Annotated in this window: 12 protein-coding genes; 9 read left to right on the plus strand and 3 right to left on the minus strand. The window is 37.1% G+C overall.

Annotated features, from left to right (window positions below; all coding sequences use genetic code 11):
- Positions 1-2: 2 nt before the first annotated feature.
- Both iscR and trmJ read right to left on the minus strand, forming a co-directional pair.
- Positions 3-500 (minus strand): Fe-S cluster assembly transcriptional regulator IscR, encoded by a 498-nt coding sequence (gene iscR / locus G6Q48_RS16040; protein ID WP_004264917.1) that lies wholly within the window; start codon positions 498-500, stop codon positions 3-5.
- 119 nt (positions 501-619) lie between these two features.
- Entirely contained in the window at positions 620-1,351 is a 732-nt protein-coding gene (gene trmJ, locus G6Q48_RS16045) for a tRNA (cytosine(32)/uridine(32)-2'-O)-methyltransferase TrmJ (protein WP_102137546.1), read from the minus strand.
- 123 nt (positions 1,352-1,474) lie between these two features.
- Between trmJ and suhB the strand changes: the two genes are divergently transcribed.
- Positions 1,475-2,278 (plus strand): inositol-1-monophosphatase, encoded by an 804-nt coding sequence (gene suhB, locus G6Q48_RS16050; RefSeq protein ID WP_102137545.1) that lies wholly within the window; start codon positions 1,475-1,477, stop codon positions 2,276-2,278.
- Positions 2,279-2,363: 85 nt separating this feature from the next.
- Here the strand turns inward: suhB and G6Q48_RS16055 are convergent, their stop codons facing one another.
- Positions 2,364-3,380 carry a zinc-binding alcohol dehydrogenase family protein gene (locus tag G6Q48_RS16055; RefSeq protein WP_166267540.1) on the minus strand — a complete coding sequence of 339 codons (1,017 nt, stop codon included), beginning with the start codon at positions 3,378-3,380 and terminating at the stop codon, positions 2,364-2,366.
- A gap of 143 nt (positions 3,381-3,523) precedes the next feature.
- Between G6Q48_RS16055 and G6Q48_RS16060 the strand changes: the two genes are divergently transcribed.
- The 8 genes from G6Q48_RS16060 to G6Q48_RS16095 all read left to right on the plus strand — a co-directional run bounded on the left by G6Q48_RS16060 (position 3,524) and on the right by G6Q48_RS16095 (position 13,389).
- Entirely contained in the window at positions 3,524-4,429 is a 906-nt protein-coding gene (locus tag G6Q48_RS16060) for a GntR family transcriptional regulator (RefSeq protein ID WP_102137543.1), read from the plus strand.
- Positions 4,430-4,793: 364 nt separating this feature from the next.
- On the plus strand, positions 4,794-6,239 hold the full coding sequence (locus G6Q48_RS16065; protein WP_206276254.1) for a tagaturonate reductase: 1,446 nt from the start codon (positions 4,794-4,796) through the stop codon (positions 6,237-6,239).
- 52 nt (positions 6,240-6,291) lie between these two features.
- A complete protein-coding gene (locus G6Q48_RS16070) occupies positions 6,292-7,296 on the plus strand; it encodes a C4-dicarboxylate TRAP transporter substrate-binding protein (protein WP_102137541.1) in 1,005 nt (334 codons plus the stop codon).
- Positions 7,297-7,373: 77 nt separating this feature from the next.
- Positions 7,374-7,853, plus strand: coding sequence for a TRAP transporter small permease (locus tag G6Q48_RS16075; protein WP_004264924.1), 480 nt, complete (start codon positions 7,374-7,376; stop codon positions 7,851-7,853).
- Positions 7,844-9,121, plus strand: coding sequence for a TRAP transporter large permease (locus tag G6Q48_RS16080; protein ID WP_102137540.1), 1,278 nt, complete (start codon positions 7,844-7,846; stop codon positions 9,119-9,121). Before G6Q48_RS16075 ends, G6Q48_RS16080 begins: the two co-directional genes overlap by 10 nt.
- 419 nt (positions 9,122-9,540) lie before the next feature.
- Positions 9,541-10,131 (plus strand): fimbrial protein, encoded by a 591-nt coding sequence (locus tag G6Q48_RS16085; RefSeq protein ID WP_036958998.1) that lies wholly within the window; start codon positions 9,541-9,543, stop codon positions 10,129-10,131.
- A 49-nt stretch (positions 10,132-10,180) separates the two neighbouring features.
- Entirely contained in the window at positions 10,181-10,870 is a 690-nt protein-coding gene (locus tag G6Q48_RS16090; protein ID WP_166267544.1) for a fimbrial biogenesis chaperone, read from the plus strand.
- A 14-nt stretch (positions 10,871-10,884) separates the two neighbouring features.
- Positions 10,885-13,389, plus strand: a complete 2,505-nt coding sequence (locus G6Q48_RS16095) for a fimbria/pilus outer membrane usher protein (protein ID WP_166267546.1) — start codon at positions 10,885-10,887, stop codon at positions 13,387-13,389.
- The last annotated feature ends 3 nt before the right edge of the window (positions 13,390-13,392 follow it).

The following is a 13,392-nucleotide window of genomic DNA, read 5'->3' on the forward strand; positions in this document are numbered from 1 at the left end:
TTTTAAGCACGTACATTGATAATCGATTCAGGTGTAATCCCATTAGGCATGGTTTTACGCTGTTCGTTATCTTGTCTATCAGCAACAACCATGACTTCTTGGTTTTTAACCAGTTCATCAAGGCTAATGCTGCTAAGGAAACTTGTAATTCTATCGCTTAAATCACGCCATAATGCGTGAGTTAAGCAGCGGTCGCCATTTTGGCAACCTTCTTTATTACCCTGACAGCGGGTGGCGTCAACAGATTCATCTACCGCAGCGATTACTTCAGCAACAAAGATTTGGTCTGCGTCTCTACCAAGCAAATAACCACCGCCTGGACCGCGCACACTCGAAACCAACTCGTTTTTACGTAAACGAGAAAAAAGTTGCTCAAGATAAGAGAGGGAAATCCCCTGACGTTCAGAAATATCAGCTAAAGGCACTGGACCTGACTGAGAGTGTAATGCGACATCTAACATCGCAGTTACTGCGTAACGCCCTTTGGAAGTGAGTCTCATAACATATTACTCCATGGTAAATTATGGTCAGATTGTGACATTCCTGAGTAATTTAGTCAACTATTTACCTGACTAATTTACTCAAGTATTATTTGCCTGTTTTTACCGTGGATTTCGCCTCACTTTTTCGCCCATTTTTCCATTGACGTTAAAATACCCCGCAGGATATGTAACTCTTGGGTTTCAATATGTGCACGTGTGAATAACCGACGTAACTTATTCATAATTAAGCCAGGGTGTGCTTTACGAATAAAACCCGATTCATTCAACACGCTTTCAAGGTGAACATAAAAACGCTCAACGTCTTCTGATGGCGGGTATTCTACCTCATCATCTGTTGAAATTACCGTATTTTTTTCATCCATTGAAAGATACGCCATGCGTATCTCATAACTCACCAGTTGAACCGCCATCGCTAAATTCAAAGAGCCGTATTCTGGGTTCGTGGGGATATATAAATGATACTGACATTTTTGTAGTTCTTCGTTGGTCAAACCCACTCGCTCGCGACCAAAAACGATAGCAACGGGAGATTCCTTCGATTGCTCTACAGATTTAACGCCACATTCACGCGGCTCAACCATTGGCCAAGATAAGGTGCGAGAACGAGCACTGGTGCCGATCACTAGCTTACAACCTTCTAAGGCTTCATCGAGGGTTTTAACGATTGTTGCATTACCAATAACATCACTCGCCCCCGCAGATAGCGCAATAGAGTGTGAGTCTGGTTCAACAAGAGGGTTAACAAGATAGAGATTAGAAAGCCCCATGGTTTTCATTGCACGGGCCGTTGAGCCCATATTACCAGTGTGTGAGGTCTCAACAAGAACAATACGGATATTATCTAACATGGTTTATACGTTTCATGAAAAAATTATCGCAATAGCTTAACACAAAATTGCTTATTGTGACGAACATCTATATACTTCGGCACTCAAGTTTTTCGTTCTTTAACATTCCAGTGGAAAAAGCCCATGCATCCGATGCTTAACATCGCCATACGTGCAGCACGTAAGGCCGGTAATCACATAGCTAAAAACTATGAAATGCCTAGCAATATCAAAGTCACTCAGAAAGGCACTAACGATTTCGTTACTAACGTTGACCATGAATCTGAGCAGCTAATTATTGAAATCATCCGCAAGTCATATCCAGACCACACGATTATCACTGAAGAAAGTGGTGAGTTAATTGGTAAAGATGATGATATTCAATGGGTAATCGATCCACTGGATGGCACTACCAACTTCACAAAACGCCTCCCTCATTTTTCTGTCTCTATCGCTGTACGCGTTAAAGGCCGTACAGAGGTTGCTGTTGTTTACGACCCAATGCGTAATGAATTATTTAGCGCAGTACGTGGACAAGGCGCTCAGCTTAACGGTTATCGTATTCGTATCGATGAAAAACGCGACCTTGATGGCGCTATCGTTGCGACAGGTTTCCCTTTCAAACAAAAACAACACGCTGCGGTATATATGAATATCATGACTGCAATGTTCGACAAATGTGCTGATTTCCGTCGTACGGGTTCTGCCGCATTAGACCTATGCTATGTTGCTTCCGGTCGTGTTGATGCATTCTTTGAAATTGGCTTAAAACCTTGGGACTTCTTAGGTGGTGAGCTGATCATGCGTGAAGCTGGCGGTATTATGACTGACTTTATTGGCGGCCATAATTACATCGCATCAGGTAACTTAGTCGCAGGTAGCCCACGCGTTGTTAGAGACATACTGTCTGTCATGAAAAATGAATTATCGGAATCATTAAAACGTTAATCCGGTAACTTATTGAATTTTCACACCCACACAATTCGACTGTTTTGTGTGGGTGTTTTTTACTGATTAAATGGCTTGATGTGTATTAAAATAAGATAACACCTTTAATTAGCTCACGGTTATTAATCACGTCTTGCTCATAACTATCACCAATAGAATTAAAATCAAATTGATGAGTTAGCATCATTTCACTCGCGAGTTTCCCTTCCGCCATCAACCTTGCAACTTTATTAAAATCTTCAAGCGTTGCATTACGACTTCCCATCATTGTTGTTTCTTTCTTATGAAAATCAGGGTCTGGAAACGATAAATTACCTTTAAATAACCCAACAAACACGATCAAACCGCCATGACGAATTAAATTCACTGCAGTGTTCATTGCGTGTTGGTTCCCCGTTGCATCAATGACTTTCTCTGCAAGCATGCCTGAAAAATGGCTTTCAATACTTGATAAGTAGTTTTCAGCCGCTGGGTCACACGTTTTTAAACCTAATACCTTTTCAACATGTTGGCGACGTGCCTCACTGGTATCAGCAACTAATACGTTAGCACCGTCCGCTTTGGCAATCGCAGCGACACCAAGCCCTATCGGACCCGCCCCTACGACTAAAACAGTATCTTGAGGCTTAACTTGTGCACGCCTCACGGCATGAGCACTAATCGAAAAAGGTTCAATTAACGCCCCGTCAATATCAGTAACGGTATCCGCAATGGCTAACACATTGTTTTGTGGGACGTTTAAGAACTCACAAAAACCACCATCCTCATGAACACCAATCACCGAAATTTTTTCACAGCAATTTGTTTTACCACTTTTGCAAGCCCCACACTCATAGCAAGCAACATAAGGCATCACGGCAACACGCTGCCCTACTCTCCATTGAGTGACATCAGAACCAACCTCACAAATAGTTCCAGAAATTTCATGGCCTAATACACGTGGATACTGGAAAAATGGCTGATTTCCTCCCCATGCGTGAATATCAGTTCCACATATTCCAACTGCATGTATTTTTATTTTTACGTGCCCAACTTGAGCTGTAGGTTCAGCGACTTCTTGGTAGACTAATTTTTTAGGTTCCTGGCAAATCAATTGTTTCATGTTTTCCTCCATCAATTTATCTGTCTTTTTTAATTTAAAAAACATAGACTAGATACTTAGCAACCAAATTTTGTGATTAAATGTTTTTAAATCGGTTTTAAATCGGTCTTTAAAGAATAAAAAACAGCTTAAGGGGCATTTAAATGGTAAGGAGTAAAAATATACGTTATGGGTCAATTAACGAATTTTTAGATGCGATTCATAAAAATTTATTAACGTCTCCCTTCCCATCACAATCTTCTTTAGCGGAAATGTTTAATATCAGTCGAACCACCGTTAGACATACCCTTGAATATTTACTAGAAAAGAAAATCATTGAAAAACAAGGGAATGAATACCATGTCATTCGCTATCCCAATAAAACTGATTTTTTCCCAGTTGAGTCAAGCCTTCCAGATCAACAAATCGTCTTATTCGAAAAAGCGTTTTACCAAATGATAAAACGCAAAGAGTTGATGCCTGGAGATACTTTTACTGAGTTACAATTGGCGAAAAAAAGCCATGTGAGCTCTAGCGTTGTCCGAGAGTTTTTAGTGGAGTTTTCTCGTTATGGGTTAATTAAAAACACCCACCGAGGAAATTGGCATATGATGAAGTTTTCACGTGAATATGCAGAAAAACTTTTTGAGTTCAGAGAATTACTGGAAACCAACGCCCTTACTCACTTTTTAAATTTACCCGCAGATGACCATCGTTGGATTTTAGCGAAAGAGCTATTACTCAAGCATAGAACACTGCGCGAAACGGTGACTATCAATTACCGCGACTTTTCCCAACTCGATTATGAGCTACATAGTCTTATTTTATCGGGTGCGAACAACCCATTTTTTAATCAGTCTCTTGAAATCATCACTGTGATATTTCACTTTCAATACCAGTGGGATGAATCTGACTTAAAAGAAAGAAATGTACTGGCAATTGAAGAACATATGACCATTTTAAGTGCTTTAATTAGCCGTAATGACATTGTTGCGATGAATGAACTTCGTCACCATTTAGATACCGCTAAACGAACGATGATCAATTCCATACAGCAAACGTATGAATAAATAGCACCAACATGCTAGGCCAATGGATGGCCAACAACAGCCTTTCATTTTCTCGATAATTATACACATCAAATAAAACCTGAATTTTTTAGTAAAAAAAACAACTTAATTATAAAATTATTATTATTCAAAATTATAACAACAAAAAATATTTGTTATTTTTCAATTAATTAAAATAAATATTTATTAAATACATTTAATCCATCAATAATTCATCTGTTTTTAACTGATAAAAAACACATTAAAAACATCAAAAAGCCATTCATTCCACAAAATTGATTCAATTAATAGCCCATAGAAAAAAATACTTCTAGTCTGAGTCAACACCAGATGATTAATACACATAATAACTAGAGGAATGGTCATGGATTACTTAAATCGACAGTCAATGGCTAACAAGCAATACCCAGAAAGAATTCTACAATTCGGAGAAGGTAATTTTCTACGTGCTTTTATCGACTGGATGGTTGACCAACTGAATGAAAAAACAGACTTCAATAGTGGTATTACTATTGTTAGGCCAATTGACTCATCACATCCCTCAATTAATCAACAAAATGGACTTTATACCGCCATCACCAGGGGAATTAATGAACAAAAACAAAGCGTTTCTAATATAAGAATAATTAATTCCGTTAATCGTGAAATACTTATTTACTCTGAATATGATAAATTTTTAAAGTGTGCAGAAAATCCTGACTTACAATGGGTATTCTCTAACACAACTGAAGCAGGGATCGTATATAAGCACGACGTACGCCTAGAAGATACACCGGCAAGTAGTTTCCCGGCTAAACTTACGCAATTTTTATTTCACCGCTTTCAATATTTTAATGGTGATAACAGTAAAGGGTTAATCATCATCCCATGTGAGTTAATTGACTATAATGGCGACAAGTTACAAGAATTTGTGAATAAACATGCGCAAGACTGGAAACTTCCCGCAGATTTTATTGCTTGGCTAAATGACAGTAATACGTTTTGTTCTACGTTAGTCGATAGAATTGTTACTGGCTATCCAAAAAATGAAATTGAAAAACTAGAAAAAGAATTAGGTTATAAAGACGATTTTCTCGTCACAGCTGAATATTTCTATTTGTTTGTCATTCAAGGACCAAAAGTATTAGAGCAAAAACTAAAACTAAATGAATTACCATTAAATATCAAAGTTGTCGACGATATAAAACCCTATAAAGAGCGTAAAGTGGCAATTTTGAATGGTGCACACACTGCGATGGTCCCCGTTGCTTACTTAGCAGGCATTAGAACTGTTCGTGATGTCACTACCAACCCCATTTTCTTATCTTTCATTAAAGATTTAATTGATAATGAAGTTATTCCTGTTTTATCTCAAAGCCCTTCGGAGCTCGCAGCTTTTGCTTCCGCAGTGATTGACCGTTTTAATAACCCATATATAGAACATGAATTAATCTCAATTTCGCTTAACTCACTAACTAAATTTAAAACTCGCTTATTACCCCAATTAATCTCTTACGTTAATCAATACAATAAAATCCCTTATTGCATTTCATTTTCACTTGCTGCGTTGATTGTTTTCTACCGAGGAGAGCAGGCTGGGAAAATCATTCCTTTAAATGATGATGATTATTTACTGGAACGCTTTAAAGCTTGGAATGAACTCTATGACTCAAATGTAAAACAACTTACTGAAAATGTGCTAGCGATGTCTGATTTATGGGGATTAGACCTCAACGAAATACCGAAATTACAGGATGATGTGAGCCAGAAAGTTACTGAAATTCTGAGTAATGGTACAGAATCAATGCTACGCAAAAAATACGTTTGTTAGAAAGAAATAATAAATACTTAAAACAATAAATCCCCCTACAGGAGATACATTTATGAAACTGAGCACATTAAACGGAAAAACACTTCTTAGCTTAACACTCAGCACAATGCTATTAATGGGCAGCATGACAGGAGCAGCATTTGCAGATGCTAAATATAAGCTAAAAGTTGCTTATGAAAATAACCCCGGAGAGCCATTTGACTTAGCTATCCACGAATGGGCAAAAAAATTCAATGAAAAAACCAATGGTGAAGGTGAATTAATCCCTTATCCAAGTTCGCAATTAGGTTCTAAAAAAGATGTCATCGAACAAATGAAGTTAGGTAGCCCATTAATTACTTTAGCGGATGGTGCCTTCTTCTCTGATTATGTACCTGATTACGGCATTATGTTTGGACCATATTTAGGGCTATCTTATAAAGATATTTTTAAATTGAACGCCTCGCCTTGGTATGGTTCTTTAGAACAACAATTAGATAAAAAAGGCCTTCATGTCGTTTCTAAAGATTGGCTATATGGTTCACGCCATATTTTAGCCAATAAAATGATCCAAACCCCAGATGACCTAAAAGGTTTAAAAATTCGCGTTCCCAATAATAAAATTCAAATTAAAGGTTTAGAGGCAATGGGTGCCACACCCACACCATTACCTTTAGCTGAAGTTTATACTGCACTTAATCTTAAAATTATTGATGGCGCAGAAAACCCAATCCCAGTGCTATATGGGCAAAAACACCATGAAGCAGCTAAGTTCTTGATCCTAACGGGCCATGTAGAGAACGTGACCAACTTAGTCATGGGCAGTAAAACTTATGATAAATTACCCGAAAATATTCAACAGGCTTTAGTTGAATCAGGCAATGAAGCTGGGCAATTCTTAACAGATCTAGTCCTACAACAAGAAAAAGAAATTATTGAAAAAATGAAAAGTGAAGGCGTCACGGTTGTTGAAGTAGATAGAGCGCTCTTCAAAGAAAAATCTAAACCTTTCTATAATGAGTTCCCTGAATGGTCTGCGAACTTATATCAACAAACTCAAGATATTATTAATAATTAACCCTATGACTTGGCGGTACTCACCGCCAATATTTTAACAACACAAACGGTTAACTATTGTTCTCGCAAGGATCTTTTATGTTTAAATTTCTGGGGAAATTAAGTGATATAGTGGCATCACTTGCCGTTGCCGCTATTGTCATTATTACTATTCTTGCTGTATTCATGCGCTGGCTTCTTAATGACCCTTTAATGTGGAGTGAGGAAGTTTTAATCATTTGCTACATTTGGTTGGTGATGATTGGTGCAGCATCCGCTGCGGGTAAAAGAATGCATGTCAGTATTGATGCAATTACCTCTTTATTTCCTGAAAAAGTACAATTAGCTATCGCGGTTATCACTCATATTATGGCCATTATTGCTTTATCAATTTTTGGCTATCTTGGATATGAACTCTCGATTATCGCAGAAGATAAAATAACACCAATTATTGGTGTTTCTTATTACTATATCGACCTTTCTGTTCCTATTGGTGCATCCATCATGGTGTTATTTTCTATTCAACATTTACTGGAAGACATGAGTAAATTAATAAAAGGAGATAAACCATGTCAGTAGTTATCGCCTGTATCGTATTAATATTTTGCTTTTTAATTAATGTTCCTATTTTTTTAAGTGTGCTTATTGCATTGCTCACTTATTTCTTTTCTGTCGGTGATATCTCTCCTCTTATTGCCGTGCAGCGCATTATTGGGGCAGGAGAAAATGTCACATTACTCGCAATCCCTTTTTTCATTCTGTTAGGTAACCTTTTGAATTACACCGGTATCACTAGCCGAATGTTAAAATTTACTGGCACACTGTCTGGTCACTATCCAGGGGGACTTGCCCAATCTAACGTATTATTAAGTACAATGATGGGTGGGCTTTCTGCATCTAACCTTGCTGACTGTGCAATGTTATCTAAAATGCTAGTGCCCGAGATGACCAAATTAGGTTATGGGAAAAGCTTCTCTGCCGCTGTTACCGCTGCAGGGTCATTAATAACACCTATTATTCCACCCGGTATTGCATTAATCATCTATGGATTTGTTGCTGATGTTTCTATTGGCAAAATGTTCATGGCCGCGATCATTCCAGGTTTAATGTGCTGCGTTGCTTTAATGTTTGCCATTTATCTTATTGCAAAAAAACGTGGATACAAACCTGCTAGAGATAAAGCTCCTACATTTGCTGAAGTTTACCAAACAGGTAAAGGGGCGATGTCTGCTTTCCTTTTAGTGCTTGTTATTATTGGTGGAATTCGCTTTGGGATCTTTACACCGACCGAAGCGGGTGCGATAGCTGTACTTTACGTTATTATAATTGGTACTTTCTTTTATCGCGAAATGAAGTTAAAAGACATTGCCGCCTCATTTTTAGAAACAGCGCGTTCTACAGCAAGTATTATGTTGATTATCATGACTTGTTCTGCACTAGCTTGGGTATTGACGAATGAGCAAGTGGCACAAGATGTCGCCAAAATGATGACCAATTTCTCTGACAATCCATATGTTTTCTTAATGATTGTCAATGCTGTGCTCTTAATTTTAGGTATGTTTATTGAAGGTAATGCCGCAATTATTGTTCTTGTTCCATTATTAATGCCTACGGTAAAACTTTTAGGAATTGACCCTATCCATTTTGGTATTGTCATGATCCTTAATTTAGCTATCGGCTGTTTAACACCGCCAATGGGAACAGTCATGTTTGTTGCCACATCGATTACTGGTGTACGTATTTCTGATTTTATTCGTGAAGTTATGCCATTATTCTTAACATTAATTATCGTATTACTCTTAGTTACTTTTATGCCTGTATTTACGACCTTCCTGCCAAGCTTATAAGATAAGATTATATCTCAATGGCAAGTCATTAACTATGACTTGCCATTTTATTATCAATTAATTTTTTATAAATTAAATTTTATTTGATTCCACAAATTAATGTAACTTTTGTTTATTGTTAAGTTAATTTACCTTTATCCTTGTCACAATAACATGCACAACAAAAAATACTCAAAAAGATAAACTACTGATCACTAAAAAACTACACTTATTACGAGTCACATTGAAATAATTAGAAAAACAATATCACATTAAATTCATATATATAAAAAAGACATTAATCTCATTAAATATTTTTTTGACTTTTAATTTGAAAAAAATATATTTTATATCTAGCATAAAATAACACAGCTAATTTACATTTGGCTGTTAATCAAAGTTATATCACTTTATTTTACTTTGACCTTATGGGGTTAATTATGTCTAGATATATACTACCTCTGTCTTTACTTTCGTTATCTGTTATATCAGGTTCAGCACTTGCAATAACTAATAGTGCTGGAGGAATTATTTCAATTTCTGGAGCAATAAGCGATACAACTTGTACTATTAATGGCGGAAATAGTGCCGATATGACTGTTGTTCTTGACCCAATAACCGTAACAGATGCAGGGACCACTGCTGCGACGGTTATTTCTAAAAATCAAAAACAATTTTCTTTAACTTTCTCTGATTGCGCACCTGCGAGCACTCCTGTAAGTAATCTGAAATTACACTTTTATTCATCAAGTAATATTTCCCCTTCCGGTTTGTATTTAGTGAATACTTCCGTCAATGAAAATGATGCTTCCGTTGCTAAAAATGTTGGATTTAGTTTATCTAAAACCAGCACTCCAACAACCGCAATTCCACTCAATGTGGCCTTTGATACTAACCTTACAGGGGCTGACACTGGTGGTGCAACAGGAGCTACACTCAATTTAATTGCCAGTTATTATAAAACTAATGCAACTGCTGCCAAAGTCGGTCTTTTGCAATCAAATGTAATATATACAGTTTCCTATTTATAATTATGACTTAGCCAGGCTTTTATTAGCCTGGCTTTAAATGGATACTATTATGAAAACTCTAGTTTTATTACTCACTATTTTATTTTCGAGCTCAACATTTTCTAATATTATTATTACAGGCACTCGAATTATATATCCTGATGACGCTGATAGTATTACTGTACAATTAACCAATAATAGCAAAACATCGTCTCTTGTTCAGTCATGGATTGATAACGGTGATGAAAATTCCACACCTGAGAATTCTGAAGCGCCTTTTTATTTATCCCCTCCTATTGTTAAAATTGAAGGTTTACAAGGTCAGCAATTAAAAATAAAAAAAATACCCGGAAAACTTCCTGACAATGTTGAAAGTGTATTTTTCTTAAATGTTTTAGATATTCCTAAAACTCCAGAATCTGCTAAAGGCAAGAATGCAATTCAGCTAGCCACACGCTCACGAATTAAAATTTTTTATCGTCCTATTGGGCTAACCGAATCCTCCGATGAAATAATTAATCATGCGAGCTACCAGATTAAAAATAATAACATATTAGTTAAAAATAACTCGCAATACCATTTAACTATTGCAGCTATCACACCATCGGACGATAAAAATAATTCATTAATTGATTCTGCGATGATTGCCCCTATGTCTGAAAAAGAATTACCTATTAAAGGAACAATGAAAAGCCACGATCTTATTTTAATGTATGTGGATGACTATGGTGTTTTCAAATCTAAAAACATTAAACTTTAATAGAAGAAATCATCGTGAAAAAAGAAAACTATCTCTACCTCCTAATCTTAATAGGACTACAAAGTTATCAAAAGAACTCAATAGCGGACGAGTTTGAGACTTCCCTATTGGTAGGTAAATCTGCACAAGGAGATATTTCACGATTCTATACCGACAGTAAAATTCCATCAGGTAAACAATTAGCCGAGCTTTATGTAAATAATAGTTGGAAAGGCCAATTTGAAATTGATATCAATAATGATGGTAAACTGATTAGCCTTGCTGCTGATGATGTGCAGAAATTAAACCTGAATTTATCTTCTGAGGTGATTGAACAAACCAAACAACAGCCATTTATTCCTATTGATGATTTAGTGGCCAATATAAAATATAAATTCAATATCAACGACCTACGACTCGATATTACCGTCCCTCAAGTCGCTCTGAAACAACTCGAAGCTAACTATATTGACCCCAGTCTCTGGAATTATGGCGAACCTGCAATTATTTTTTCTTATAATACAAATTATTATAGTTACAAAGAGAAAAAAAACTCTAAAACCAGCAGTGACAATTTTTTTGCTACCTTAAATTCAGGCGTTAATTTAGGCGCTTGGCAATTTAGAGATGAATCCAGCTATCGACATAGCTCTCATAGTAGCCAAAAATGGAAAAACAATACCCGTTATATTTATCGTCCTCTTAGTGCAATCAAATCCGGGTTGAAATTAGGTGATTTTTATACACCCGCAGCCCTATTTAATAGTATTCGAGTTCGAGGGATTGCATTGGCAACAGAAGCTAGTATGTTGCCAAATTCAAGTCAAAATTTTGTACCTATTATACGCGGTGTCGCTCAAACAAATGCCTTAGTCAGCGTGTACCAAAATAATAATCTGGTTTATCAAGAAAGCGTTCCCCCTGGTGAGTTTGCATTTAATGACCTTCAGCCTAGTGCTGGTGGAGGTGACTTATTCGTCGTTGTCCAAGAAGCTGATGGAAGGCAAGAAACCTTTACTGTGCCCTATTCTGCTGTACCTGACATGCTCAAACAGGGCGTTTATAATTACAGCCTCATTGCTGGGCAAACTAAAATTGACAATACCCATTATCAACCCAAATTTACTCAAGGTGAGTTTCACTATGGGTTAAATAATTTAGTGACGCTTTATGCAGGAATGCTATTTAGCGAAAAATACTATTCTGGCGTTATAGGGAGTGGTTGGAATTTTAGTTTTGGAGCCATTTCAGCTGACATTACGCAAGCAAATACTAAATTGGATTCAGGAAATCACAGTGGGCAAAGCTACCGCCTGACTTATAACAAATATATTAATGCAACATCGACCAATTTAACCTTGGCGTCATATCGTTATTCCACAAGTGGTTACTATAGCTTTATTGATGCCATTTATTCCCAAGATAATTATCGCGCTTGGAAAGCTTATCAAGACCAGTTATCAGAAAAACTCGGCAATAATATTCCACCTGAGCTTTCACTCACTAATTATGACGCTTTACGTGGTTCACGTGCTAAAAATACATTTACGTTGAATTTAAACCAACAATTAGCTGATGGTTATGGTTCGGTATTCATATCGGGTACACACCGTGATTATTGGAATGCAAACGGTAATAGCCGTGAATATCAAGCCGGTTACGCAAACAATTATAACGATATTTCCTATAGTGTGTCTGTTTCACGTGTTCGCAATTACGACAGCGAAGAAGAAACTCGTATTTATGCCAACTTTAGTATTCCTTTTTCTTTATTTGAAAAACGCGCCAATATTAGTATGGGAAGCTATTTCACCGACTCTCGTTATCAACAAACTACGCTGAGTGTCAGTGGTATTGCAGGTAAAAATGACCAAGTCAATTATACGTTAACTGCAACGAACCAAAGCGGTGGTAATAACTTAGTTGGTGGGAACGTCAGCTATCAGCTTCCCTCTAGCACACTTTCAGGATCTTACACAGAGGCCAATAATTACCGCCAAACGGGTTTAGGCGCCAAAGGAACTCTGGTTGCTATTCCTGGACATATTGTTTTTTCAGGAGAAACAGGACAGACCTACACCATCATTGATGCACCAATGGCCAGTGACATGATGGTCAATGCCGATAAAACTACCTTAACTAATCAACAAGGTGTTGTTTTAGTCGCTAACTCCACCCCCTATAGAACCAATACCTATACCTTGACAGATACAGAGAAAACCGCAGGCGCTGAGGTGCTCGGTAATATGGCTAATGTAAGTCCATATCAAGGGGCGGTAAGTTACATCAAACTCGAAACTGATACTCGACAAACTTATATCATCCGTGGCGCTCTTGCTAATGGCGATAGCTTACCTTTTGGAACAGAAATCACAGATGCTAAACAACAGAGTATTGGTTATGTCGGTCAATCTGGCGTGATGTATATCAAAAGTGAGCAATTACCGGTGGCATTGCACATAAAGCTTAAAGGGAAACAGACATGTGTTATCGAGCCGCTACTCAACACGATGGATAAGAACAAAAACCTCTGTCGATAAAGG

Origin of the sequence: Providencia sp. M-27 (assembly GCF_011077905.1) — a bacterium.
In the GTDB taxonomy this organism is placed as follows: domain Bacteria; phylum Pseudomonadota; class Gammaproteobacteria; order Enterobacterales; family Enterobacteriaceae; genus Providencia; species Providencia huaxiensis.

Bases quoted from the DNA above. Each gene is read 5' to 3' on its own strand.
- iscR (WP_004264917.1), bottom strand. From the start codon at position 500: ATGAGACTCACTTCCAAAGGGCGTTACGCAGTAACTGCGATGTTAGAT.
- trmJ (WP_102137546.1), bottom strand. From the start codon at position 1,351: ATGTTAGATAATATCCGTATTGTTCTTGTTGAGACCTCACACACTGGT.
- suhB (WP_102137545.1), top strand. From the start codon at position 1,475: ATGCATCCGATGCTTAACATCGCCATACGTGCAGCACGTAAGGCCGGT.
- G6Q48_RS16055 (WP_166267540.1), bottom strand. From the start codon at position 3,380: ATGAAACAATTGATTTGCCAGGAACCTAAAAAATTAGTCTACCAAGAA.
- G6Q48_RS16060 (WP_102137543.1), top strand. From the start codon at position 3,524: ATGGTAAGGAGTAAAAATATACGTTATGGGTCAATTAACGAATTTTTA.
- G6Q48_RS16065 (WP_206276254.1), top strand. From the start codon at position 4,794: ATGGATTACTTAAATCGACAGTCAATGGCTAACAAGCAATACCCAGAA.
- G6Q48_RS16070 (WP_102137541.1), top strand. From the start codon at position 6,292: ATGAAACTGAGCACATTAAACGGAAAAACACTTCTTAGCTTAACACTC.
- G6Q48_RS16075 (WP_004264924.1), top strand. From the start codon at position 7,374: ATGTTTAAATTTCTGGGGAAATTAAGTGATATAGTGGCATCACTTGCC.
- G6Q48_RS16080 (WP_102137540.1), top strand. From the start codon at position 7,844: ATGTCAGTAGTTATCGCCTGTATCGTATTAATATTTTGCTTTTTAATT.
- G6Q48_RS16085 (WP_036958998.1), top strand. From the start codon at position 9,541: ATGTCTAGATATATACTACCTCTGTCTTTACTTTCGTTATCTGTTATA.
- G6Q48_RS16090 (WP_166267544.1), top strand. From the start codon at position 10,181: ATGAAAACTCTAGTTTTATTACTCACTATTTTATTTTCGAGCTCAACA.